We start from the raw sequence: 25,240 nt of genomic DNA, 5'->3' as shown, positions 1-25,240 counted from the left end.
CTCCAGCGAGCTTCACGGCAGCAGCATGGGTCAGTTCTCCGAAGCGAATGGCTGTCGCTATCAGCGAGCTTTGACACAGTTCCGCCACTGCGGTCATCGCGTCAGTAGGGCGGCTGATTAGTTGCCCGCGCATCTACAGCAACCCAGCCCCTTCCGCCTCGCGGCGCAAATTCTGCCTTGGCCTTGGGCCGATCTGCTGGATCACCAGGCCGGCCGCCAGCGAGCCAAGGTCGCCGCAGGTCTTGAGGTTGCGGCCCTGCGTGTAGCCATGCAGGAAACCGGCGGCGTAGAGGTCGCCGGCGCCGGTGGTGTCGACCAACTCCTTGATGGCGGTCGCCTCGATGACCACGGTCTCGTCGCCGCGCACGATCACCGAGCCTTTTTCGGAACGGGTGACGGCGGCAATCTTGCAGTCCTTGCGGATCTGAGCCAGCGCCTCGTCGAAGGATTTTGTCTGGTAGAGCGACTTGATCTCGTGGCTGTTGGCAAAGACGATGTCGACAGTGCCCGAGCGCATCAGCTCGAGGAACTCGTCCCGGTAGCGGTCGACGCAGAACGAATCCGACAACGTCATCGACACTTCGCGTCCGGCCTCGTGTGCGAGCTTCGCCGTCTGCCGGATCGCCTCCTTGGCGCGCGGCGGATCCCACAGATAGCCCTCGAAATAGGTAACCTTGGCGCCGGATGCCTTGTCGGCCTCGACATCCTCAGGGCCAAGCTCGACGCAGGCGCCGAGATAGGTGTTCATCGAGCGCTCGCCGTCGGGCGTGACGAAGATCATAGAGCGCGCCGTCGGCGGCTGTCCCTCAAGCGGCCTGGTGTCGAAGGCGACACCCTGTGCATGGATATCGTGCGCATAGATTTCGCCCAGCGCATCGTTGGAGACCTTGCCGAAGAAGGCGGCGCGTCCGCCGAAGCTGGCTAGGCCGGCCGCCGTGTTGCCGGCACTGCCGCCGGAGGCCTCGATCGCCGGGCCCATGCGGCTGTAGAGCAGTTCGGCGCGGCGCGTGTCGATCAGGTTCATCGCGCCCTTGATGATGCCGTTGATCTCGAGGAATGCCTCGTCGCACTGGGCGATGATGTCGACAATGGCATTGCCGATGCAAAGCACGTCATAATCCGGCATCAATGTCTCCGCCAAAAAAACCGAGCCGGCTTCTCGCCACGCCTGCCAGGCGCGGGTCTGCTCGGTGGAAATGGGCTTTCCGCTTGCCAATCCGTTCGCCGGCGGCTCTCACGGGGCGGCGAGTCCTGCCTCGCGACGCAATTCGTCCGCCCTGTCTGTCTTCTCCCAGGTGAAATCAGGCTCTTCACGGCCGAAATGGCCATAGGTCGCTGTATTGCGATATATAGGGCGTAAGAGATCAAGCATCTTGATAATGCCTTTCGGTCTGAGATCGAACAACTCAAGAATGAGGCGCTCGATCCTGCTTTCCTCAACCCTGGCTGTCCCGAACGTGTTGACCATGACGGAAACCGGACTGGCCACGCCGATTGCGTAAGCAAGCTGCACCTCGCACACGTCCGCAAGTCCGCTAGCGACGATGTTCTTTGCGACATAGCGGGCTGCATAGGCAGCCGAGCGGTCAACCTTGGACGGGTCCTTGCCCGAGAAGGCGCCGCCGCCATGACGACCCATCCCGCCATAGGAATCGACGATGATCTTGCGTCCAGTGAGACCGCAGTCGCCGCGCGGCCCGCCGACTACGAACCGCCCCGTCGGGTTGACCAGAATTCTGATGCCTTCCGTCTCCAGGTGGGTCGGCAGGACAGGCTTTATGATTTCCTCAATGACGCCCTCGCGGACAGTCTCTTGCGAGACCTGCTCGTCATGTTGCGTCGACACGACGATGGTATCCAGGGCGACCGGGCGCAACCCCTCATAGCGCACTGAGACTTGGGATTTCATGTCAGGACGCAACCAGCCAAGCTGTTGTGCCTTCCGGACATACGCCTGCCGTTTCGTCAAGCGATGAGCGAGCTGGATCGGCAAAGGCATCAGGGTATCGGTTTCGCGGCATGCGTAGCCGAACATGAGGCCCTGATCTCCCGCTCCCTGCTGGAGGTCTTGCCCTCTTCCCTCGTCAACGCCTTGGCTGATGTCGGGCGACTGCTCGGTGAGGGCATGAACGACGGAGCAACGCCGGCCGTCAAAGCCGACGGCCTCGTCGTCGTACCCAATGTCGAGAATCGTATCGCGCGCAACTTGGCTGTAATCCACCTGGGCATCGCTGGTGATCTCGCCAGCCAGAACGACTATCCCTGATTTTACCAACGCTTCACAGGCGACGCGCGCCTTGTGATCTGTGCGGAGGATGGCATCGAGGATGGCATCCGAGATGTTGTCGGCCAACTTATCCGGGTGCCCCGCGCCAACCGATTCGGAAGAGAACACGAACTGCCTAGCCATGAATACCTCGCTTCGGATGTTGGATGTGGTATGGGCATTTTGCTTGGCCCACCTTAATTGTCGGAGATGCCCGGGACCTCGAACGCAGCGCACAAGTCGGCAACGTCTCTTCGCACGCAGGCATGGAGATCTTCGTCGTCTGGCCGCTGGAGGACGGAGTCAATGAAGCCAGCAATTTGCACCATTTCCACATCGCGCATGCCCATTGACGTCACTGCTGGCGCCCCCAGGCGAATTCCGCTTGTGACCGCCGGATGCCGCGGGTCGCCAGGCACCATATTAAAGTTTGTGATGATTCCTGCCTTTGCTAGTCGCTCGGCATAGGCCTTGCCCGATAGTGGCCGATCGCGAAGATCAAGGATCAGCATGTGATTGTCCGTCCCCCCGGTAACCAGGTCATAACCTCGCTCAAGCAGTGCATGTGCCAGAGCCTTGGCATTCTTGACTGTCTGTTGGCCGAGCTTCGGAAGGACGGGTTCGCGGCTTCGTGCAAGGCAACCGCTAGCGCAGCGATGGCATTCATGTGAGGTCCGCCTTGCAGGTGAGGGAAGACCGCCCGGTCTATTCGTCTGGCGAGATTGTATTTGCTCTTTGTATGATACAGGGCCTGATAGCGATCTTCGTTCCTTGACAAAATGAAGCCACCGCGGGGACCGCGGATCGACTTGTGGGACGTGCTGCTGACCACGTCGCAATGGCCCACGGGATTCGGGTGCGCTCCCGCGGCAATCAGGCCGCTGATGTGCGCAATGTCGGCTACGAGATAGGAGTTCGCTTCCAGGGCAATTTCTGCCATTGCCGAGTAATCAAAGACACGCGGGTAAGCGGTTCCGCCGACCCAAATGAGCCGCGGCCGTTCCCGCTGGCTGTCTCGCGCAAGCGGTCATAGTCAATCTGCTGTGTCTTTTCATCTAGTCCATAGGGCACGCGTTGATAGTCAGTTCCGGAAAAGTTGATGGCCCAACCATGAGTCAGATGGCCCCCTTCCGGAAGGGGCAAGCCCATGACTTTGTCACCGGGACTCAAAAGCGCACGATAGACAGCCTGGTTGGCCGGCGAGCCGGAATAAGGCTGGACGTTGGCATGCTCGCTGCCAAATAGCGTTTTCAGGCGCCCAATGGCCAGATCCTCAAGCTCATCAACGATCTCGTTTCCAGCGTAGTAGCGCGCGCCGGGGTACCCCTCGGCGTACTTGTTCGTGAAAATCGAGCCGTTCGCTTCCAGCACGGCCGAGGACGCAAAGTTCTCTGAGGCGATGAGCTTGAGGGTCGTCCGCTCCTGCCGCTCCTGTCTCAGAAGCAGCTCGTGGACGCGGCAATCAACCGCGGCCAAGGAAGACCGCCCGTGGGTGTCCGGCTGTGCGATCGCGCCGTCTGCGGAGTTGTCCATGGTAGCTTCGCGCTCCAATTGGATTGACCTATTTCACGATCAAGCACGCGGTCCCTTTCGGCCGCGTGTCTCGTACCGCTTCGAGCCGCTGCAGGTCCTGTTTATGATAGCCGTCGCGATGGGGCAGGAGATCGACCAATAATTGAACCAGCCCGCCGTCGTTGGATCCTGCGTTGAGATGGTACGAGCGCCACGGAGGCTGTTCGTTGCAGCAAAGAAAGTCGGCTCTGGCGAGCAGCCGGACGTGTCGCGCAACCCGCTCTCGACACACGCTCAGAATCTCCGCTAGCTCGCAGACAGTTAGGTCCGCATGCGCACAAAGGCCCAGGATTCGAAGGCGGTCAGGATGCGCTGCCATGCGTAGGCGACTAACCAGTGTCATCATGGCTCAGGACCAAGTCCTACCGAATTTCTCATTTCGCGTTCTCCGCAGAAGTTGCGATTTCGAAGGGTTGTCCAACGACCGGACAAATCTCGGTGGCCGTGACGACCGTCGATATCCTGTGTCGAACAACAAAGGGCGTTCTTTTGCCTTTAGCCGAAATTGCAAGCAGTTCGGCCAGTCGAAGACAAGCGGGGCCACGGTTTGGAACCACTGACCTCAGACGTTGCAATAAGCCTACCATTCACAGCGAGCCGGAGTTGCTAAGAGTCTATGAATTTCCTTGAAGGATCTGTTGCAACGTTTGCCCAGCCTGGCCTGCTCCCGGTTTGCAGCGGTCATGGTCAGGCGATCCATCGCCTCTGCGAGCACGATCAGGAATTTGCCCTGCATCGCATCGCTGATCAGCTCCTGAAGGCCGGGACGCAACAGCGACCCGCCGCAGATCGCGCGGTGGGTATTGCTGTCGACGACTGTCCAGCCTTGCTTTTCAGCACGCAAGCAGCAGAGCCGCAACTGATCCTCGATCGAGGCGTCTCGGTGATTGTCAGTTGAGTAGCGAGCGCCAAGCGCGACCTTCATGAGGCGGCCCCTTACTCCGGGACGCGGTCTCGCGTCTGGCTATCCGTTTCGGCTTGAACGAAATCCCGTGCGGCCTGTCGTGCCAGCAGCCGGACCAGATGACGAAGCGTCGATCGGGCTTCGGCGACGCAGACACAGCCGATTCGCGGGCCGCGCCGGCGACCACACGAAGCTTTTCGGCTGTTGCCGTTTCGGCGCGCTATGATCGCGTTCCTGTCCTGACGCGAAATACTCCGTTTCGCGACAATGATGCCAAGTCAGTGCTTCGACAAGCTGGAATTCTATCAATAGCGCGCGTCGCGCAGGAGCCAGTGCTGGCCGATGACGGGGCACCTTGTGCTCCGAAGAAGCCATGGCTATATATCCGGATAGAGAACGGAGGCACGCGATGGGCAACACTGCACAGAAGAGAGCCATCGAGAATTATCGCTCTCGCCTGGCTGAGCGCGGCATCGCGCGGTTCGAGATCCAGGCGTTCGACGCAGACCGCGATCTGCTGCGAACTCTTGCCCGAAAATTAACGGAGAGCGGGCCGGATGCCCGACAGCTTCGTCGGACCATACAGCAAGCCGTGGCGGGTGAGCCACCGAAAGCGGGCAGCATTCTCGCCGCGTTGCGTCGCTCGCCTCTGGTTGGCTCCAATCTCGACCTCAGCCGGCCGCGCGAAGAGGGGCGCAAGATCGACCTGTGACGCGCTACCTTCTTCATACCAATATCATCAGCAACGTCATAAAGCCGGAGCCTTCGGGCTCGTTGCTGGCCTGGATGGGCGCGCAGAAGGACGAAGACCTCTTCATTGCTTCGCTTACTGTCGCCGAAATTCGCCGAGGCATCCTAGAGAAGCCGAAGGGGAAAAAGCGCAGCAGCCTTGAAACTTGGTTCGAGGGCTCCGAAGGCCCGCAAGCGCTGTTCGCTGGCCGCGTGCTGTCGTTCGACGAGAAAGCTGGCCTCGTGTGGGCGCGGCTGATGGCCAACGGCAAAGCCAGAGGCCGTTCGCGGAGCGCCCTAGACACAATCATTGCCGCTGTAGCCGAAGTCAACGAGTGTGTCGTAGTGACCGACAATGAAAGGGACTTCGAGGACGTTCAGGTAATCAACCCGCTCCGTAGCTCTGGAAGCCACGCGGGTGATGATAGCTCCAACGGTCCGGCCGATTCAATTTGAGGATTTCAGCGGCACGGAGTCCGAACGTCTCGTTCGCCTACCTTTAGCGATGGCTGGATTGATCTTGCTTAGTTCGGCCAGGGACGTCTTTTACAGTTCCGCTGAATAGCATCCCGGTTCATCTAGTCAGCTCAACCTACTACAGTTCGCACGCACGAGCGCCGCGGACAAGGCGCGATCGCAGGGACTGCGATTCGCGTGTCGAGCTCGTCCATCTTACACTCGATCTCGCCTTCGAAGGCCTCTCGCCAAACGCCACTGTAGTCCATCCCGCGTGCGCCTCGGGGGCCTTCTCATCGAGGGTTTCTCGCCACTGGTCTGGCGCGCTACCAATGGCAAGTTCGCCCGCTGGGAACTCGTCGGTCTGCACTCCCAGCTCTGGGCATCCACATCAACTGCGGAGCTCTTCATAGCCGTGTTCTGCCGTTAGCTGGCAGCTCTCGAGCTCGACGAGCAGCCGATCAGCGACACCCGCGACCTCAAGTTCGACCCGGTTGACTCGATAACACCCTATTGGCAGTTTCAGTCCGGGAGGATCTGCCCACTCCAATCACAAGCCGATCTTTCGACCCCGTGGTTGGGAATTCTCCATGAACCTTCGTGAAGAAGGAATGCAGCGCCGAAAGCCGAAGCGCTTCCGATACATCGAAGCCCCTTCCGAGTCGGAGCCCCGATTAGGCATTCCTGCCACTCTATCTAGCCGACCCCCGTGGCCGCGTTGCCGATCGGTGCGCTAGTCGCCTACATCGCCCCGGCACGTGAAGATCGTCTCTGCTGATGCTCGTTGAGCAATTCAGGCCGCCTCCGGCTGGCGTTTGATCAGCGTCAGCGTCAACCAGCGCGCGGTCAGCGCCGGCTTTTTCGAGCCCTCGATCTCAATCGTCACGCCCAGCGCCGTCTGCACCCAGCCCGACGGCCTGACCTTGACGTCGGCCAATACGAAACGGGTGCGGATGCGAGATCCGGTTTTCACCGGCGCCAGGAAGCGCAGCGATTCGAAGCCATAGTTGACACCCATCTTGCAGTTTTCGAGCGGCCGCATGGTCTCGAAAGTCATCGCCGACAAAAGCGAAAGCGACAGGAAGCCATGTGCGATGGTGCCGCCGAACGGCGTCTCGCGCTTGGCGCGCTCCGGATCGCAGTGGATGAACTGGTGGTCATCGGTGGCCTCGGCGAACTGGTCGATCATCCGCTGCGAGACCACCCGCCACGGCGACACGCCGACTTCCTTGCCGACGCTGGCCAGAAGCTCGTCGAGACTGATCGGTTCCAAGCTAATGTCCTCCATTTCAACCGTCCGAAGCGCGAGCGGCTTCATTCCGAACAGTGTCAGCCCATGCTGCACCGACTGCCGGCCATCCATCGGCAGGATGGCGCCGGTGAGATGACTGCCGTCACGGCTGCACAAATAGAACGTTCCGCCGGCAATCTCATTCGGCGCACGATGCAGCCGATCCGAACATGGCCGCAGACGGGCTGGCTTGTACCTCGGTCGCGGTGCGCGTCCTACAGGCCACCGAAAGCAGCTCGTCTTGCTACCGGTGAACATTCCGCCGGCGCCGCTATGCGGTATTGTCGCAGATTGATAAAATCAATTGTCTGGATAGGAACCATCCGTGTTTCGAATTTGGAGGAGTCCAGCAGACGGGATGGCTTGTGGTCCTTGTTGAACCGCGCCGGCCTCATTCACCAGTAGCACTGAGCCGGCAAGAAGCCCAGGTCAATGACATTGGGTGTCGACTCGGCAAAGCGGCATCAGATGCTACTTCATGATGCGGGATGGCGCTTGCCTCAAGAACCGCTCGGCCTGACGTGGAAGCCAGCACCGGATCTGGATTGTCGGTATGCGCGGATATCGCGCAGCACAGCGGCAACCGCAGCGACGATCGGATCTCAGCCGTTGCGAGCATGCCGATCTTGGTGGCGGCCACTCTGTTAGGCTGAAGCGTAGCGCGCATCTGATCCGCCACCGGACGGGGTTGCGTAACTTGGATTTCCAGGCGTGTTCATGGGTTTGCACCGTCAGCGCGCTGACAGCAAGGCAGGTGCGCACGCCACTGGAAGCGATCGTCTCGATCTCGCGGGCAATTCCAGCCCCACCGCTGGAGTCTGACCCGACAGCAACGAGCACATGCGGTTCTCGCCTCAGCGCCACTGCTCTGTCTTTCGATCCATTCTCGCGTGCGCGCTTCTGGGGCGTCGTTCAGCGCAAAGTCGGTGACCACGGCTGCGCTTTCCGCGCCAGCCTCGAAAACGCCTTCGAGACGGTCAGGTTGATGCCGCCGATGGAGACCAATGGGATCGGCGCGACCTGGTGCTTCCACTCGCTGATGCGCTCGAGTCCTTGCGACGCCCATTCATCTTCTTGAGGCTAGTTGGATAGCCTGGGCCGAGCGCCACTTACTCCGGCTCGGCCACTGGCGCCGTTTCCAGTTCGGTGCGATCGTGGATCGACAGGCCGAGCTTCAATCCGACGTATTTCATCGTCAGCATCGGCGGCAGCCAAATCCCTTTGACCAAGATGGACGAAGTCGCAGCCTTCCTCGATTGCCGTGCGCCAATGTCGTTGACGCTCACTTGGCAACCATGGACCGCGCAGGCGTCGTTCGCGCGGCGGATTTCCGTCTGCAGTCCTTTCTCGTCCATATCCTTTATCCGGAGCTGCACCAGACTGACGCCGAGCGGCACCAGCCGGTCAATCCAGCCCGCACGTCCACGACTTCATGAGAAGACGGCCCTGCCGATCGTCGGTGGGTAGCGCCGTTCGAGCATTCCCGAGCTGAAAGCTTCACGACCGGCATCGACCGCTTTGCCGAACGCACGCGCCATGCCGACGGATCGGCCGCCCTCGGGACCGCCGTGTTCAGGAGCATGGCGTCAAACCCGAGCTCCATGACGGTCGCCGCGTACGACGGCCGTCCGAGCCGTGCATCCACAATCAACGGAATGTATGGGGAATGTCCGTGCATCAACTGGACCTCGGAGCTCAACGCTTCATCGCATTAGAATGAGCGTTCGAAACGCAGGATACCGCCGACACTGCTCTTCTTGTTGGCATTGGGCCAGTTCACTTCGGAAGCTTTCACCTTTCCGACGGCGGAGCCTCCGTAGCGGTCATAGTCGAGTTCAGCCGTAACTGTGAAATCTGGAAGGAACGCATAGGCGACGTTCGCAGCGACACCATAGTTGTTGAGCTCATCACCCGAGAGCTGAAGGTTGAACGAAGCTGACTCGGTGAGCTCGTAACCGGCGCCAGCCCAGAAAGCCCAGTTCCCGCCCCAAGGTTTATAGAAACCGCGACCATGAGCGTCTACCGAATTCGTCGAGCCGTAATTGAGCTGGCCATGGGAACCGTAGCCCAACATTCCGGATAGCAACAGTTCGTTGGTGACATTGATGTCGACACGGACCTTGGCGGCCACCGATTCGTAGTTGCTATCATAAGCTGCAACGCCGGTGATCGCTCCCCAGCCATGTGCGTATTTCAAGCCGCCTACTATGTGGGGAGCGTAGCTGTCGATTGTGCCGACCACGTCCGAGCCTTGTTCCAGCGAAACCACGGCCGAAAAGCCGTTCCCTGCGTCCAAGTAGTACTGAACCACATTGGTATCGAAAGCGCCGTACGGAGCCGGCGTCTGGTTCAGTACATCACCCGCGCAGCCAATAAACATGTCGAAAGCCGACCGGTCCTTACCAACTCGCAGGCCACCAAGCTGAATCCAGGCGATAGTCAGGCTGCTGCCTCCGTTCAACGCATAGGACCGAGAACTGTCCGAAACCGATGTCTGGTGGCTGCCGAAGTTCACGCGGGTTTCGGTGTAGGTCTTCAACGTCCCGCGTTCGGTCTCCTGGCCGGTCCAGGTTTTCAATGTGAAGCGTGTGTTGTTTTGCCACGCGCTCTGATGCTCACCAGTCCTCACATCCGAGGTTCTTGAGTGGTCAAACAATCCGACGTTGTAACGGACAGAGCCGCCGATTCGCAGGCAGGTCTCGGTGCCTGAAATGTAGACGTAGCCCGAGCCGTAGACGTCGCAGATCTTGACGTACTCAGTCGGGTGAGGCTCGGCGGCGGTGGTGACGGCGCGGGCGTTGGAAACGGCAATCAGTGCCGCAGTCGAGCCGAGGAGGAGGCTCCTAATGGTCATTGTCGATCTCCGCATTGCTAATAAAGTGATGGGCGCGAGTGATTCTGTTAACAACTTTGAAACGTGCGCAGTTTTGCTGAGCCGTCAGCTAAGCCCTGAAGGAAGATCTAGGATGTACTATGGTCAATGTTGTTCAGTATTTGGTTTTAGCTGCCGATAACATAATTATCGGCGAAATGGAGGTATGCAAAATTTTGTACAATCATCACAGTCTACTCAGCTGGTAGAGGTAGGCGTGACAAAGGGTCCTGCATTCGACCGCAAATGACGTGCCAGCCTGACGACCAGCTGCGGCTTGAAGCTCAATTGTGCGGGCGGACCTTGGTTCGCACTTCCTTGTTTTTGCCTTGCGGATCCACCCAAGCACGAACGGCAAATGTTTCGGCTACGGTTCGACTGTTCGCTTCGCGACAGTTTCGTTCAATGGGGACAGCATTGTTTGTGGTGAGCCCGACGTTGAGGCATCATGCGGCGGCACCCCTCGGCGCGACGCTGTCATTTTGGCGAGCTGATGGTCGACAACTACGCGCTGCAGCCTTGCACCAAAGCCAGTAGGGCGCCTGCCTTGGCATTGCGGCGGACCGGACTGTCGCGTCGAGCAGGTTCTCGTCCTGAAAGCGGCGCGCCACAGTTAATGCATCTTGCCAGCAATTCAAACAACGAGCTCATCGAGACGGCAGAGATCATTATTGGCGGCGCTAGCTGGCGTGCAAAGTCCGGACCCAACACCGTATTGTCTCAGCGTGTGAGGGTTTCGGCGGGAACACCATCGTCAGTCGCTGACCGAGAGCGCTCTGACCATCGCTGTCCAGCCAAGACTGAACGCCGCCCCATTGCTAAAAAATTTCGAGCCCAAAGCAGGACGGACTGACATAGCGCAACGACGCAGGCGAGCGCAGCGGTAAGGTTGGATGTTACCAGCATGGGACCGTGACCGTTGCAGACCACGAAATTTCGAGAGGCCCGGCTGCCTTGGTACACTATCTATCCAGCTGTGTCGGAGTTCTCTGGGGCGGTCGGCGCCGAGGCTTATGAGGAATGGCTCAGGAACCTGCCGGCGGATGATCCGGTGTCACTCTATCTGCACGTTCCGTTCTGCCGATCAGCCTGCTGGTATTGCGGCTTCCCAACCACCATCACCCGCCATGATGCGCCCATCCTCAACTATCTGGCAGCGCTGCGTGACGAGACCAGTCTGGTTTCGGAGCGAGTGCCGAAGACGCTGCCCGTGAGCGACATACATTTCGGCGGCGGAACGCCGTCTCTCATCGGACCAGCCGAGTTCCTCGCTCTGATGGAGTTCCTGCGATGCCGCTTCGCCATCTCGGAAACAGCTACGGTCGCCATCGAGATCGATCCACGCACGCTCACGCCCGAGATGGCGGAAGGCTTGGGAGCGGCCGGCGTGAACCGCGCGAGCCTGGGCGTACAGAGCTTCGATCCCATTGTTCAAAAAGCGATCAACCGAATCCAGAGCGAGGCCCAGACGTCGGCTGCCGTGAAAGTGCTGCGCCGGCATGGAGTAAACCGGATCAACTTCGACCTCATCTACGGCCTGCCGCGTCAAACGGCGGAGTCGTGCGTCGAGACGGCGAGGGCGGCGGTCGCCATGCGCCCCGACCGGCTTGCCTTGTTCGGCTACTCGCACATCCCATCCCAAATAAAGAATCAGCGCCTCATCGAGGCGGAATTTCTTCCCGACAGCGCTGCCCGCGCTGAACAGTATGCGGCTGTGGCCGTGACGCTGATTGCCGCCGGCTACCGACAGATCGGGCTCGACCATTTCGCCTTGCCGGACGACGAGCTCGCGCTGGCACAGGAAACAGGTCGCCTGCGACGTAACTCGTTGGGCTACTCGGCCGATACCTGCAGAACCCTGATCGGTTTGGGCGCGTCGGCTATCGGCCGCATCGGCCAGGGGTACGTTCAAAACGAAGTTACACGGGATTTCTACATCAAGCACATCGCAGCTGGCCGACTGGCGACATCGAAGGGCCATCGCCTCACAGACGACGACCGCGTGCGAGCCGCAATCATCGAGCGATTAATGTGCGATTTCGAGGCTGACGTGCCGGCAATCTGTGCCGCCCACGGATCTGATCCGATCCGTCTTCGCGGTTCAGATGAGCGTTTGGCGATGCTGGCCAAGGACGGAATAGTGGACTTCGAAAACGGTTTTGTCCGCGTACGGCGGGAGCATCGCTTTGGGATTCGCGCTGTCGCTGCCGCATTCGATGCTTTTAGGGATGGCCTTATGTATCCCGCAGGTGAGGGCAAGCACACAACGCGGAAGATAACACAGGAGTATCTTTTGCCGGAGAGAACGAGTTGCCGTAGTGAAGCGCCGTAAAATGTCGACAGAGGCGTTGGTGGCGACAGGCGCGACAACGCGCATGGCGATCCTAGCGTGATAGCCGACACGATGCCGGCCTGTTCCAGTTTGCGCAGCCGCATCCAACACGCACTTATACCTTTCCGGCCTGTAGCAAGCTCTGTCGGCAGCGCCGATCGCAAAATGATCCGCTACCCGTCCAGTTGTTAACCCCATCGCCATTCCTGAGAAAACGCCAGCCCGACACCTTACGGTCGTGGTTGTCGGATCCGCGACACATTGTTTTCGGCCGTACCTGCTGCACTCCGGGTAAAGTCATTGAACAGAATTCAGAAAAAATGTTCCTAAGGCTCCCTAGGCGCAATTGGCATGAGTTTTGAGAAGTCCTCTTCGTGAAACGCGACGCGAGGCGGCACTGGTGTTAGCAAGGATGATTTGAATGGTCAGTGATAGCCAGAGCTTCTCGTTGCTGCCCAACGTCCAGTGGCCGCGAGTGACATTCCGAAGACCGACGGAATTTCATGCAGCCGATGTATGGGAACTCATCGCGAAGTGCCCGCAACTAGACCGCAACTCGCTGTATTGCGAGCTGCTGCTTTGCAGTGATTTCGCCGACACCTGCGTGCTCGCTGAGCGTGCCGGGGCGGTGGTTGGCTGGTTGTCGGCGTACCGGCGGCCGAGCGACCCATCCACGCTGTTCGTGTGGCAGATTGCTGTGCATCCTGAGGTACGCAACACAGGGCTCGGTAAGGGACTGATCGTGTCAGCCCTGAACAGACCATCTTGCGACGGCGTGACGCACATTAACGCCACGGTGACGCTCAGCAACCCGACCTCCGGATTGTTTTTCGCCGCCGTGGCTCGGGACCTAGCTGCGCCAATCCGGCAGGCTCTGTGCTTCGACCGAGACATCCATTTTAAGGGACAGCATGAGAGCGAGTACACGATAGCCATCGGCCCCATTGTACGCTCCATCAGCCCTGCAGGCCGGCCCGCGGGTCTGCCTAGCCAATACCTAAATAAGGAGGCAGCGATGACTGACCGAAGCACACCAGATGTAGGGGAGGAATTCGCGATCTTCAACCACCTCGAGTCCGAGGTGCGCAGCTACGCCCGTAGCTTTCCCGTCGTTTTCGCGAGGGCACGAGGGGCCCAGCTGTTTGCGCGAGATGGGAAGGCCTATCTCGACTTTCTCATGGGCTGCTCGAGTTTAAACTATGGGCACAACCCCCCGGAGCTGAAGTCCGCGCTCGCAGACTACATAGCGAGTGACGGCATCACCCATGGCCTCGATCTGTATAACGAAGCCAAGGAATCTTTTCTGCGAGAATTCTACGAGACGATCCTGAGGCCGCGACAACTAGACTACGTCGTACAGTTTCCGGGTCCGACCGGCGCCAACTCGGTCGAGGCTGCCCTCAAGCTAGCACGCAAGGTCACTGGTCGGCCCAACATCATAGCCTTCACCAACGGCTTTCATGGCGCGAGCCTCGGCGCTCTTTCCTGCACCGGCAACCGATACCACCGCGCGGCCGCCGGTCAGCTGCTCGGCGGTGTCACGCGACTACCCTATGACGGCTATCTTGGATCCGCTGTAGATACCGCCGATTACCTTGATCGCCTGCTCTCGGATCCCTCCAGCGGCGTAGACGCGCCGGCGGCGGTGATTGTCGAGACAGTTCAGGGCGAAGGCGGCCTCAATGTTGCCGGGACGGCGTGGCTACGCAAAGTAGCAGTCATTGCGCGCAAACACGGAGCTCTGCTGATCGTAGACGACATTCAGGCGGGTGTTGGCCGGACTGATGCGTTCTTCAGCTTCGAAGCGGCCGGTCTCCGCCCGGACATCGTCACAATGGCCAAATCGATATCTGGCTATGGCCTGCCGATGGCCCTCGTTCTAATTGATCGACAACTCGACAAGTGGGAACCGGGAGAGCACAACGGAACGTTCCGCGGCAATTGCCACGCTTTCGTCACCGCCCGGGCAGCCCTGGAGCACTTCTGGCGGACAGACAGCTTTGCAGCGTCCGTCGAGAAGAAAGGCAATCTTCTGGAAAGCCGCCTTGAGCAGATCGCGCAGAAATACGACCCAAGCCGAGTGTCAGCCAAGGGTCGTGGCATGATGCGGGGCATGGATCTCAAGTCTGGCGAGGTTGCCGGGCAGGTCATCAGCACCGCCTTCCAGAGGGGACTCATCGTCGAGACCTCTGGTCCCAAAGACGAGGTCGTGAAGTGTCTGCCACCCCTCGTTATTGGGGAGGATCAGCTTAGCCAAGGCCTCGACATCCTCGAGGGTGCTATCGACAGCGTCATCGGCAGTGAACACCGCAGCGTAAGAGGCGAAACATGATCGTCAGGGATTTCAATGAGGAGAAAAAGACAGCCAGGCGGGTTCAGACGACGAGCTGGGAAAGCGTGCGATTGCTTCTCAAGAACGATGGGATGGGCTTTTCCTTCCACATCACCACGATCCATCAGGGCGCTAGGCTCAAGATGCACTATCGGAACCACTTTGAGGCAGTCTACTGCATCTCTGGAACCGGTTCTATCGAGAATCCGCAGGCGGATGAGGTCCATGTCGTTCGACCGGGCATCATCTATGCACTCGATAAGCATGATGCTCACTTGTTGTGTGCAGAGACCGAATTGCTGCTAGCCTGCGTCTTCGTTCCTCCCTTGGCCGGCAGCGAGGTGCATGATGAGACCGGCGCCTATCCTCTCACTCCGAGGTGACTTGATCGCCAAAGGGAAGCTCAAACCAAAATGGATTGGGGCCCGGCAGAATAACGGTCTTGATTGCGGCGTCTTCGTGGTGGACGGCACGCGCGAGCTGGTTCATCGATTCGGGACGAAGAGCGGCCAGACCAGCTGCTGCCGCTGCACCTCAACTACTCATCGCCGATCGGCAGGCGCTGCAAAACCGACTGAGGGGCGGGCGCTTGCCGCACGAGCTTGCCGCAACCCCCGCGGAAGCTTTTGTAGCAGCTGGGTCGCAGGTGCACACGCAGTCTCGTAAGAGCAGCAAGCCCGACAAGTCGCGCCAGCGCCTTTTAAACGGCACTTGGGCAAGACGCGCGAGGCCCAGGACGGACTGACGAGTACACTTAACAGGAGCAACCTCGTGAACAGCAGGGCGTAATTGATCAGGCTGGCACTGTTGGAAGGCTTGATCAGCCTCATCACCCCAATCTCCAGCATAGCTCACTGCCACGCGGCTAACATGACTCCATAGTACCCTGCGCCACGGGATGCTTTGACCAGGCGAGGGTTGACCGCATCAGCCTCCAGCTTTCGGCGCAAGCGCATGATCAGGACATCGATACTTCGCTGATTGCCACCGGCTACCGAGAGATCGGGCTCGACCATTTCGCCTTGCCGCACGACGAGCTCGCGCTGGCACAGGAAACAGGTCGCCTGCGACGTAACTCGTTGGGCTCTGCCGATACCTGCAGAACCCTGATCGGTTTCGGCGCGTCGGCTATCGGCCGCATCGGCCAGGGGTACGTTCAAAACGAAGTTACACGGGATTTCTACATCAAGCACATCGCAGCTGGCCGACTGGCGACATCGAAGGGCCATCGCCTCACAGACGACGACCGCGTGCGAGCCGCAATCATCGAGCGATTAATGTGCGATTTCGAGGCTGACGTGCCGGCAATCTGTGCCGCCCACGGTCGTGTCCCATCAGGTGGTGTAGCTCGGCGGTAGCGAAGCCGCTCACGAGCGCGCCGTTAGTAGCGCTGTAGCGAGCGAGCGGCGTGTGGGTGGTCATCGGCGCTTTCCGGTAGGGTTTGGTTGTTGACGCCAACCCATTTCGGAAGGACCACCGATGACCGGCGACATGATGAACCTGCGCACGCTCATGGAGAAGACCCCGGATGCCGATCTGCTGCGGGAGATGATCGGCTTTGCCGCCGAGCGACTGATGGAAATGGAGGTGGGCGCGGCCACCGGCGCCAGCTATGGCGAGAAGAACCCGCTGCGGCTCGCCCAGCGCAATGGCTACCGCGACCGGGACTGGGAGACGCGGGCCGGCACGGTCGAGCTGCACATCCCGAAGCTCAGGAAGGGAAGCTACTTCCCAGGTTTCCTCGAACCGCGCCGCATGGCCGAGAAGGCGCTAACCGCCGTCATCCAGGAAGCTTATGTGCAAGGCATCTCGACCCGGTCGGTTGACGACCTGATCAAGGCCATGGGTATGAGCGGCATATCCAAGAGCCAGGTCTCGCGGCTGTGCGAGGAGATCGACGGGAAGGTGAAGGCCTTCCTCGAGCGGCCGATCGAGGGCGATTGGCCATACCTGTGGATCGACGCCACTTACCTGAAGGTCCGCCGCGGTGGGCGGATCGTCTCGGTCGCCGTTATCATCGCCGTCGGTGTCAACGCGGACGGCCGGCGCGAGGTACTGGGCATGGAGATTGGCACCTCGGAGGCCGAGCCGATCTGGACAGAGTTCCTGCAAGCTGACACGTCGCGGCCTGCGCGGCGTCAAGCTCGTCGTCTCCGATGCTCACTAAGGCCTCAAGGCGGCCGTCACCAAGGTGCTGTGCGCGACATGGCAGAGGTGCCGCGTCCACTTCATGAGGAACGTGCTGGCCCATGCCGGCAAGAGCGGCCGCAGGGTCGTCTCAGCCTTCATCGCCACCGCTTTCGCCCAGGAAACGCCCGAGGCCGCGTCCGTACAATGGCGCGCCGTCGCCGACCCGATCCGGCCGAAGGTGCCAAAGCTGGCGACAATCATGGACGACGCCGAGCCCGACGTGCTGGCCTAAATGACCTTCCCCAAGGAACATCGCGCCAAGCTCCACTCGACGAATCCGATCGAACGTCTCAACGGCGAGATCAAGCGGCGCACCGCGGTCGTCGGAATCTTCCCGAACGACGACGCGATCGTGCGCCTCGTCGGCGCAATCCTGCTCGAACAGAACGATGAATGGGCAGTGCAGCGGGCCACATATATGACTCTGGAAACGATCAGCCAGATGAGCGATGATCCCCTGATCAGCCTGCCAGCCGTGGCGCGCTGATCAGCCCGGCCCATGCCGGAGAGCACGGCGACTAATGCCGCCAGCTACACCACGCCGCGGGACACGATCCCGCCCACGGATCTGATCCGATCCGTCTTCGCGGTTCAGATGAGCGTTTGGCGATGCTGGCCAAGGACGGAATAGTGGACTTCGAAAACGGTCTTGTCCGCGTACGGCGGGAGCATCGCTTTGGGATTCGCGCTGTCGCTGCCGCATTCGATGCTTTTAGGGATGGCCTTATGTATCCCGCAGGTGAGGGCAAGCACACAACGCGGAAGATAACACAGGAGTATCTTTTGCCGGAGAGAACGAGCTGCCATCGTGCGGTGCCCGGTTAGTAGTGAAGCGCCGTAAAATGTCGACACAGGCGTTGGTGAACTGGACCGAACGACGAGAACAGCCTATCCAGTGTGTTGTCGGCAGTTAGTTCGAAAGTCCTGCTACACCCGATCCGATGCCTCTCAACGCCGAGGCCGCACCTCCGTGCCGAAGCCGGCCTCCCCAATGGTGGGTCGAGCCTTCGCTTACCCCGTGCTTGCCTCACAGATCCGCGACCGAGAACCCAGCCTCATGCTCCCGCCCTGCCGGGGCCTAGGTCCATCAAGCATGAAAGGAACACGTCGGAACCTGGGATATCGCTTGCCCGGCCGGGCGGCGATAGCCTTGTCGGGGCAGGCGAGGAGCCGTAGCCGAGTGATGAACGCACAGGAGAAGTCTGGCGTGAATGGGGCGATGATTGTCAAGCTTTGCTTTTCGTCAACCATCTTGCATGACCGATTGGCGACCATCTCCTCGTCCCCACCTTATATTACCCGTCGCCTGTCGCCGCCAGCGCGCAGTGACTTGTCAAGGATGGAGGCCCGCAGAACCCATCGCGCGGCGACTTGTCCTTGACGGTCACGAGCACGGCGGCAGGTTTGCCGTGGTCGGGGAGCCCTTCCTTGGGCGGAAGCCGGGTGCGCAGAGATCGTCCGACGCTCTTGTATTTGCTGGATCCCAGCCGGCTCCGCCTCCGATTGCCTCGGTAGCTCGGTAGCCTGAGCGCGTCGGCGGCATCATGCCATTATCATCCTACGAATTGCATGCTCCATCGTCCTGGACGAGACCGGTTTGGCTAGCCAAAGGACGAAGGTCTGATTACCAGATGTGATCGGCATGGGGTCGCTTCCACCAACGACGATGATCGGCACCGTCATCAGGGTGGTACGTACGGCTTCGGGCTGTCCTGGCCCGAGGAAAGTCGCTTGATCGAAAATGAGGAGGTCGGCTGCCTTCCCGCTCTCGATCCACTCGCAAAGACTTTCGAAGGTCGCGAAGCCGACAGGCTTATAACCAAGCGCGGCGATCTTATCGTTGTAGATCTCCAACGCTGCTGGATCGGGCTCCACGACTGCAATGATTTCTCCATTGCCAAGTGATCCATCGTATGGACCGGAAGCGCTATCAGCTCTGACCTGCTCCTCAGCGCAGGCCGGTAAGTAGAGATCGAAGCGTGTACCTCGGCCAACAGCCGAGGTGACGTCAAGGCATCCTGCGAGCGCGCTCACATGGCGGTCCACTGCAGCAAGACCCAGTCCGGTCCCGCCGACGCGAGAGCGCGTGGTAAAAAAGGGCTCAAAGATGTGCGGAAGCACCGAACTTGCGATTCCTTGGCCATCGTCGCTGATGGAGAGGAGAACGTAATCTCCCGGTTTCAAGGTGCCCTTAGCCACGGGCTTCGTTTGACAGACGTGAGCGCGAGAAACGCTAATCTGGACACGGCCCTCATTCAAGAGAGCCTCCGACGCGTTCTTGCATAGATTCATAAGGATTTGCTGTAACTCGGTCGGGCTGCCCTCGATCACCGTTTGCCACTCGTTGATCTTGAAGTTCAACTGAACATCCGCACGAACTGTAACCCGCAGCAATGGCGCGAGATCCATTACACTCTCCGAGACGTCGAAAGGCATCGTCACGCGCTTCCGAGTTCGGCTTAGTGACAAAATTTGATCAATAATCAGCTTGGCTCGGTTGCTGGCCAAGATAATTTGGCCGATGTGGCCCCGAATTCTCGAGGGGCGGCGCACAAGACCTTTAGCCATCTCTGCGTAGCCGACTATTGCTCCTAGAACATTATTGAATTCATGTGTAACGCCGCTTGCGATTGTGCCGACAGCCGTCAGCCTTTCCGCATGCTCCCATCGACTCTCAAAAAGGTTACGTTCCGTGTGTACACGTTGCATTTCAAGATGGTTGCCTAAACGCACAGTAGCGCTCGCCAGAACCAGGAGGTCGTCTGTGGAGGGTGGTGAGCGATCTCCTTCAAAAACAAGGATACAAACCGCAGCCTGCTGATCGGAGGCCCTGCAACCAACAATTTGACAAACACCGGTAGTGCCTACGGCAGTCCGAACCACTTCCGACGCCGGAACGACGCGAAACACTGGCTGTTCCGGGTGTACAAGTGAGACGACTTCATGGATTAGCGCGGCGTTCCAGACGCGCATGCGCTTGTTCGCGACAAAGTACTCGGTATTCCTGCTGATACTCGGATCCACCAGAGCAAGCGCGCATTGATCCGCATCGAAAACGCATTGAATGAGTCTAAGCGCTGCTTCGGTGGAGAAGCGCCGCGAAGCCTTCGTTGCTTGACTGTCGATGAAACAAGCTTCGATCTCACTCATCGCCGCTTCAAGCTCTAACCGCCTTTCCAACCGGTTCGTCCGCACATGCTGCGTGGAGGCTCGAATGGTCGCAAACAAGCAGAGGCATATGGACACCAAGCCAAAGAAAAGTCGTGTACGCTGCGCTTGCGCGCTGGCGAAGCTGTAGGCTTTCAGATGTTCTCGCTCCAATTCGGCAGCCTTGGCGAACGTGTCGAAGGATGGGATCCGATTGACAGCGCGGTCCAACCTCAACATTGAGGACAGGATAGCGCGGCCCTCGCGGGCAACATCCTCCGTGACTTGGTCCTGGCTAGGAGGAAGTCGGCGGAGAGACTGATCGATTTGTAATGCGAGGCTGAATCCCGGTCTGGCCGAAAATTGAAGGATCAGATTGGAAAATTCAGGCCTGTTCGACACTCCCCCCCGAAGGCGATTAGCCGAGCGAGCAAAGCGTACGAGAGAGCTTTGCAGAAGCTCATTTTGCGCGGCCGAGGCCGAGATGGCAGCTTCTGTGTTTTCGAGGGACTTTTTGAGCTGTGCAACCAACCTGGAGTGCACCCCGGAGCTCTCATTGGGCGAAATCTCAACAAGGCGTTGGTAGTTTTGAAGGTTCCTTTTTAATGCTTGCCCGGTAGAAGCAACGGAACGGAAGTCCAATACCATGTCGGCGCGGGCGACGTCTCGCTGGAGCAATGCGTAGTTGATCTGAATCGTCCGCAGTTCGCTTAGGACCGCCTCGTTGATCTGGGGGTCTTGCCACTGTATCGCGACCAAGAGCGCAACCGAGGCCACTAGGGCCATCACAGAAGCTTTGTCGGTACTGAGCCATTTTTCCCAAACGAACGGCGTTTGAGCCGCGGTGCGTGCCTTGCGAAGGTCCGATTTGAATTCTAGCTCCCCATCGCGTCGGTGTGCGGCCGGATGCTGCTGGAACAGGAAAGCCAAGTGTACCTCTCCCCCTCAAATAGGCGGTGTAGACACCGTTGCACTCTGCCCCCATGGCCCGCTGACCTTCCATTGAATCGCGGGCGTTTCGACCTCGACGGCGAGGCGCCAGCACAAGGCGGGCAACTGATCGCAGTTTTCGGAACTGGTCTTCCGAGAGATCATCGAAGGGGCATACAAGCGCACGCCTGCAGCAGCCGAGGATGATACCGGCCGGTCAAACGCAACTGGCGAGGGCCGGATCTGTTGTTGGCTGGCAGCTAACACTGGCGGGGCGGCGGCCTCGGCGTGCCTAGAGCCGGCTGCTGCGAAAGCGTCCGACACGCTTCCCTTGGGGTCATCCCGTCCAGCGGGCATCCTTGGATCGCTGAAAAAAGACGAGGCGGCTTGATGATCCTGCCCTCGCTGAAGCACCTCGCGAAACCCCTGTTCCAGTCGCAGAAGCTCCTCTGGACCGGTAGGCGGCTCGTCAGCTCGACCATCGAACAGCGGCCGGAGCGCCTCGGACACGTGCTGCTCAAAGCCCACTCGCCGGGCCTGGACCGCTTGCCCGTCTTCCAAGCCGGCGTCCTGCACCTGCGACAAAGCTGTTACACGGGATGGATTACTATTTCGCGGGTTCATACTAGCCTCACATCAAACTGTATCGTCAAAGTCCTGCGCCAATTCACACAGCGGGTCACCGAGTTGAGATTCTGCGGAGAGCGCCTCCTCTGCTCCCGTCAAGGGCGCCGGCTCCGGGAGGGCGCCTGTCTGGCTTTCAAAGATGCGTTTCAGAATGCGATCCGAAAAATATCGCACCTTCCTCAGTTTTAATGGTGGCAGACCTTGATGAGAACAATCTCGTACTCGTCATCGAGCAGCCGAACCTGTTCGGGACGCAACAGCGGTGCACCTTGATGTGAATTCTGAATGTTCCAGTCGAACGTTCGCGCCTGGCTGTAGGAAATCGATTGGGCTTGAAATGTGAATCCACCGATAGCTTTGGAAATGTAGTTCGGAGTCTCGTCATCTACCTCGATGTTCCTAGAAGCGCGCCGGCAGCCCGGGCGGGGGGCTTGGGGTTAGACTGCCAGCGCACGCCACTCATAAAGAGCGGCCTCTTTTCGCGGTTCGGACACCCATAGTCAACCCGGCAACGTCTGGATGCCCGCTGTGCTTTTTGCAAAGCGGCGATGCCGGGCATATCGGCCGATCCTGTCTAGGATGGTGTGGCCACTCTCGTCGGCCGAGTTGATGCTCCAGCCACTATCGCCTTGCCGACCAGCACGAGTTCGCCGCGTCGGTTTGGCGATTTGACGACATAGGTTTGTTGGTCGGGCTTGTCACGTTGTCTGAAATTGGCCGGCCGAGGGCTGCTGCTGCTGAATTCATGCGGGCGTTCCAGTCACGGCCTTCGATTCGGCGATGGCTTGCAAGCGATGAACATGTATGGCGAGAGCAGAACGTTTGGGGCGGGGCGGGACGAAGAGGTTGCGGAGGGCTGACAAGGTCGAGACGAAGCGTTGCAGGCCTCCCGGCGATCGGACCCCTGCATCATCCGCTCCCGTTTTCGCGGCGGCACATGGGAATTCTCCGCTCTGTTGTTCAACCCCTTGTGCGACCGGTGCTCGACGTCCGGCATCATCTGTCGCTTTGCCGCTCCATACGAGCGAAGCTAGTCGGTGATCATGCGCTTCGGCGCGAGCCCCTGCTTCTTCCACAGCCGCGTCAGCAAGCGCAACCTCTCGCAGGGTGCGCTCTCAGAATTCGTTCCTGCGCAGCGGCGTTGTTATCTCGATACTGGATAAGCGTCGACGAACCTACGCGTCAGCGGACGCGAAATCCTCACCATCCTTCTGCATCGCGCTATTTGGCCTGCCGAAAACCCAATTTCGCCGGCACGCTGCCGCTGAATACGATGATCATCTCGCATTCTTGCTATGGAGGCTGTCGTCCTTCCTGGGCACGCGGCTGACGGCGACGAAAGCGGGTTTATTCATGCAACACCCTTTTTGGCAGGCAAGCTGGAGGACTTCGGGATGTCGGGGGCGAATATAGCGAAGACTCCCGCCGCTCGCCGATGCATTCTGGACGCAACCGCATCGAGCCGATGTGTGTTCGAGACGCTTCGCGGCTGCAGTCGCCGAACGATGGCGTGGTTATGCGACCTGTTCGGCACGCCTACCCCCGTCCAGTCAGGCGTTCACGAAGGTGTTTGTCGAGAATTCGTGGAGAAAGTCCGCCACTTATCGTTGGCGAGGGCTTTGCTCCGGAGTGGCGATCGGTGCTGATCGACAGGCAGGCTCTGGCCAAAATCGAATCCCATATCGCAGATGCCGTCGCGAAAGGCCGCAGAATTCGATGCGGGGGCAAACGCATCGCGCGAATGGCACGTCGAACTATCGGTCCTGTCTCCAGCGAGATGACCATCGCGCAAGAAAGAGACATTCGGGCGGTTGGCGCCTGTGATTGCTTCGACGATGCGGATAGGTCGTGCATGAGGCCAACGACACGATCTACGGCCTTGCCGCCCACATTTGTGCCTCAAACGGAAGCGTGTTTGGCGTGTGGCCGAGGCCTTGGAATATGGCATGGTGGTATGAACACGGGACGCATGTCGTCGGAAGCCGCGCCTTTCGGCCGAGTGAAGCAGTCCGGCATCGGGCGGGAGGGTTCCCGCCATTGCCTCGAGGACTACCTCGAAATGAAATACCTCTGCACGGGCGGCATCTGAAGCATGGGCTTGCAGGGCTCGCAGACCGGTAAACCAGCGAGCCATCTCCAAATATGTGAATTGAGGATTGCTCCTCGACGGGAGCTGAGGGGCGGCTCCGCAAGCCTTACGACGCTCTTTGCGAGCCGTAGCTGCCGAGCTGGCAAAAGGCCGGGCTACGTCGCGCCAGCGCAATCGGCGCGCAGAAAATTAGGCCTACCCGCTCCGGGACCGCGGACCTCGTCAGCTTCTCGTAAGTATGCCCGAGTAGGTTGCTCAGCTGATCTGTGGACGTGAGGCTAGCGTGAACCGGCACAAATTTGACCTATCCAATGTAACAGGTTGGCGGCAGGTGCAGCCCCCGGCATCTCAAGAGCAAGCGGCACAGGCCGGGCAAGAGGGCTTTGAGCAGCGCTCGGGCGAGGCGCGCCAAGCCGCTGCCCAAATTCCCGCCCCCGGCGTTCCGGCTCTGCCAGACCCGTTCCATCCTCATCCGTCTCAGGGAGACCTGAACCTCATCGAAGGCGCGGCCCCATGGGAAGCGCAGCCCATGATGCAAGGGATCGGACAAGAACACGCCGCGGCGCCGTACGCCGGAGGCAGTGGGTCGATGCTGGGTGCCTCGGTGCTGCAGCCGGGTCACTCAACGGCGCGCCATCATCATGCGCCGGATTCGTCAGTGGTTGATCTGAATCCCCCCGCACGGGTCGAGTTGCGTGACCATGCTCGTTCTCTGCCGGCGGCGGTGCAGCCAGATCCTCCAGTAGTGGTCTCCGGTCGCGACAAGCGTCCTCTTTATTCCAACGATGCGACCGTTGTCGAAGGGCTGAGGTCAGCACTCTATGCCGGTAAGGTCGGGGAGCGCACGGTCACGGACCATGTAAATTCTCTTCTCGGCTTTGGTCGTTGGCTCTTTGATAATAACAAGCCGGGATTTGCTGCTCGGCTTGACGATCCGTTGCTGGATCAGGATCTCAAGGAGTACCAGCGCGAGAGTGGCTCCTCGAACGTGGCTAGAGCACTGGGTCGTCTCAAAGAGTCGGCGCGCGGAGCGCCAATGGTGGGCCGCGCTGCCCTGAATCCCGACCCTGTCGACGCCGAGCTCATCAGAGATTACAAAGCGGCTCTGGTCAAAAAGTACGAGGCAGCGCCTGCGACCGGGCCGAATCCCAAAACCATTCAGGACTATGCGGCTACTCTTAGACGTTTCAGTCAATACCTGCATGAAAACAACAGGCCGGGGATTGCGGCTCGGCTTTACGAGGGGTCGCTGGATGAAGATGCCAGGCGCTATTTGGACTCCAGTGGTAACCGGTGGATCAGTGCACTAGCTCATCTCAGGAAGTTCCCGCCGTACGCCGCACTCGGGCGCGAAATTGCCCTTGCTGCTCGTCCGGAAGACGCAGTCGACATGGAGGCTCGTGCCATTGGGGACGCCGCTGCGCAGCACAGCGGGCCGCAGGAGGAATACAGTTGGCCAGAGTATCTCCCCCCTGGGAAAGCTAATGAAGACGACGCTGTTCT

At 59.6% G+C, this 25,240-nt stretch carries 15 protein-coding genes and 10 pseudogenes; 12 read left to right on the top strand and 13 right to left on the bottom strand.

Annotation, left to right across the window (positions count from 1 at the left end; all coding sequences use genetic code 11):
- Positions 1-133: 133 nt before the first annotated feature.
- From NKI31_RS28035 to NKI31_RS28015, 4 genes and pseudogenes are all read right to left on the bottom strand, one after another.
- Positions 134-1,126: an adenosine kinase gene (locus NKI31_RS28035; RefSeq protein WP_352653111.1), complete on the bottom strand. Its 993-nt coding sequence runs from the start codon at positions 1,124-1,126 to the stop codon at positions 134-136.
- A 108-nt stretch (positions 1,127-1,234) separates the two neighbouring features.
- Positions 1,235-2,410 carry a methionine adenosyltransferase gene (gene metK / locus NKI31_RS28030; protein WP_352653110.1) on the bottom strand — a complete coding sequence of 392 codons (1,176 nt, stop codon included), beginning with the start codon at positions 2,408-2,410 and terminating at the stop codon, positions 1,235-1,237.
- Between the two features lie 53 nt (positions 2,411-2,463).
- Positions 2,464-3,799: pseudogene (gene glyA / locus NKI31_RS28025) on the bottom strand (serine hydroxymethyltransferase).
- A 619-nt stretch (positions 3,800-4,418) separates the two neighbouring features.
- Entirely contained in the window at positions 4,419-4,763 is a 345-nt protein-coding gene (locus tag NKI31_RS28015; RefSeq protein ID WP_023690648.1) for a recombinase family protein, read from the bottom strand.
- A 388-nt stretch (positions 4,764-5,151) separates the two neighbouring features.
- Here NKI31_RS28015 and NKI31_RS28010 point away from each other — a divergent pair, with 388 nt between their 5' ends.
- Together NKI31_RS28010 and NKI31_RS28005 are read left to right on the top strand one after the other, a co-directional pair.
- The gene (locus tag NKI31_RS28010; RefSeq protein WP_023671839.1) at positions 5,152-5,454 is read left to right on the top strand and encodes a hypothetical protein; all 303 of its coding nucleotides are present in this window, start codon (positions 5,152-5,154) and stop codon (positions 5,452-5,454) included.
- Positions 5,451-5,927, top strand: coding sequence for a type II toxin-antitoxin system VapC family toxin (locus NKI31_RS28005; RefSeq protein ID WP_352653108.1), 477 nt, complete (start codon positions 5,451-5,453; stop codon positions 5,925-5,927). Before NKI31_RS28010 ends, NKI31_RS28005 begins: the two co-directional genes overlap by 4 nt.
- 793 nt (positions 5,928-6,720) lie before the next feature.
- Here NKI31_RS28005 and NKI31_RS28000 read toward each other — a convergent pair.
- Together NKI31_RS28000 and NKI31_RS27995 are read right to left on the bottom strand one after the other, a co-directional pair.
- Positions 6,721-7,215 (bottom strand): MaoC family dehydratase, encoded by a 495-nt coding sequence (locus NKI31_RS28000; RefSeq protein ID WP_031198898.1) that lies wholly within the window; start codon positions 7,213-7,215, stop codon positions 6,721-6,723.
- Between the two features lie 394 nt (positions 7,216-7,609).
- Positions 7,610-7,885, bottom strand: a complete 276-nt coding sequence (locus NKI31_RS27995) for a hypothetical protein (RefSeq protein WP_280803210.1) — start codon at positions 7,883-7,885, stop codon at positions 7,610-7,612.
- Here NKI31_RS27995 and NKI31_RS31885 point away from each other — a divergent pair.
- Positions 7,772-8,296 carry a hypothetical protein gene (locus NKI31_RS31885; RefSeq protein ID WP_280791082.1) on the top strand — a complete coding sequence of 175 codons (525 nt, stop codon included), beginning with the start codon at positions 7,772-7,774 and terminating at the stop codon, positions 8,294-8,296. The genes NKI31_RS27995 and NKI31_RS31885 overlap by 114 nt on opposite strands.
- A gap of 31 nt (positions 8,297-8,327) precedes the next feature.
- Here NKI31_RS31885 and NKI31_RS31880 read toward each other — a convergent pair whose 3' ends face one another.
- The 3 genes and pseudogenes from NKI31_RS31880 to NKI31_RS27980 form a co-directional block, all read right to left on the bottom strand.
- A complete protein-coding gene (locus NKI31_RS31880) occupies positions 8,328-8,615 on the bottom strand; it encodes a beta/alpha barrel domain-containing protein (protein WP_023822887.1) in 288 nt (95 codons plus the stop codon).
- A 33-nt stretch (positions 8,616-8,648) separates the two neighbouring features.
- Positions 8,649-8,911 (bottom strand): annotated as a pseudogene (locus NKI31_RS27985) (thiazole synthase); the annotation flags it as partial.
- An 18-nt stretch (positions 8,912-8,929) separates the two neighbouring features.
- Positions 8,930-10,072, bottom strand: a complete 1,143-nt coding sequence (locus NKI31_RS27980; RefSeq protein ID WP_352653107.1) for a porin — start codon at positions 10,070-10,072, stop codon at positions 8,930-8,932.
- 937 nt (positions 10,073-11,009) lie between these two features.
- Between NKI31_RS27980 and hemN the strand changes: the two genes are divergently transcribed.
- From hemN to NKI31_RS27960, 4 genes and pseudogenes are all read left to right on the top strand, one after another.
- Complete coding sequence (gene hemN / locus NKI31_RS27975; RefSeq protein WP_352653106.1) at positions 11,010-12,422, top strand: oxygen-independent coproporphyrinogen III oxidase; 1,413 nt, start codon at positions 11,010-11,012, stop codon at positions 12,420-12,422.
- Positions 12,423-12,843: 421 nt separating this feature from the next.
- Positions 12,844-13,356 (top strand): annotated as a pseudogene (gene ectA / locus NKI31_RS27970) (diaminobutyrate acetyltransferase); the annotation flags it as partial.
- An 81-nt stretch (positions 13,357-13,437) separates the two neighbouring features.
- Positions 13,438-14,754 (top strand): diaminobutyrate--2-oxoglutarate transaminase, encoded by a 1,317-nt coding sequence (gene ectB / locus NKI31_RS27965; protein WP_352653139.1) that lies wholly within the window; start codon positions 13,438-13,440, stop codon positions 14,752-14,754.
- A complete protein-coding gene (locus NKI31_RS27960) occupies positions 14,751-15,137 on the top strand; it encodes an ectoine synthase (RefSeq protein ID WP_352653105.1) in 387 nt (128 codons plus the stop codon). Before ectB ends, NKI31_RS27960 begins: the two co-directional genes overlap by 4 nt.
- A 468-nt stretch (positions 15,138-15,605) precedes the next feature.
- On the opposite strand, the pseudogene NKI31_RS27955 reads toward NKI31_RS27960, so the two are convergent.
- Positions 15,606-15,731 (bottom strand): annotated as a pseudogene (locus NKI31_RS27955) (winged helix-turn-helix domain-containing protein); the annotation flags it as partial.
- Here NKI31_RS27955 and NKI31_RS27950 point away from each other — a divergent pair.
- The 3 pseudogenes from NKI31_RS27950 to NKI31_RS27940 form a co-directional block, all read left to right on the top strand.
- Positions 15,729-16,088: pseudogene (locus NKI31_RS27950) on the top strand (coproporphyrinogen III oxidase); the annotation flags it as partial. The pseudogenes NKI31_RS27955 and NKI31_RS27950 overlap by 3 nt on opposite strands.
- Before the next feature lie 145 nt (positions 16,089-16,233).
- Positions 16,234-17,431, top strand: a pseudogene (locus NKI31_RS27945) (IS256 family transposase).
- 71 nt (positions 17,432-17,502) lie between these two features.
- Positions 17,503-17,664: pseudogene (locus NKI31_RS27940) on the top strand (coproporphyrinogen III oxidase); the annotation flags it as partial.
- Positions 17,665-18,486: 822 nt separating this feature from the next.
- On the opposite strand, the gene NKI31_RS27935 reads toward NKI31_RS27940, so the two are convergent.
- From NKI31_RS27935 to NKI31_RS27925, 3 genes and pseudogenes are all read right to left on the bottom strand, one after another.
- The gene (locus tag NKI31_RS27935) at positions 18,487-21,021 is read right to left on the bottom strand and encodes a two-component system VirA-like sensor kinase (RefSeq protein ID WP_352653104.1); all 2,535 of its coding nucleotides are present in this window, start codon (positions 21,019-21,021) and stop codon (positions 18,487-18,489) included.
- 636 nt (positions 21,022-21,657) lie between these two features.
- Positions 21,658-22,034: pseudogene (locus NKI31_RS27930) on the bottom strand (type IV secretory system conjugative DNA transfer family protein); the annotation flags it as partial.
- A 357-nt stretch (positions 22,035-22,391) separates the two neighbouring features.
- Positions 22,392-22,741: pseudogene (locus NKI31_RS27925) on the bottom strand (DDE-type integrase/transposase/recombinase); the annotation flags it as partial.
- 342 nt (positions 22,742-23,083) lie between these two features.
- Here NKI31_RS27925 and NKI31_RS27920 point away from each other — a divergent pair.
- Together NKI31_RS27920 and NKI31_RS27915 are read left to right on the top strand one after the other, a co-directional pair.
- Positions 23,084-23,737: an aldehyde dehydrogenase family protein gene (locus NKI31_RS27920; protein WP_352653102.1), complete on the top strand. Its 654-nt coding sequence runs from the start codon at positions 23,084-23,086 to the stop codon at positions 23,735-23,737.
- 283 nt (positions 23,738-24,020) lie between these two features.
- A pseudogene (locus NKI31_RS27915) lies at positions 24,021-25,240 on the top strand (hypothetical protein); the annotation flags it as partial.

The sequence above is a fragment of the Mesorhizobium sp. M0659 genome (genome assembly GCF_040320605.1).
Classification (GTDB): domain Bacteria; phylum Pseudomonadota; class Alphaproteobacteria; order Rhizobiales; family Rhizobiaceae; genus Mesorhizobium.
Note: the sequence above shows the minus strand (reverse complement) of the source record. Positions and strands in the feature narration are given on the sequence as shown.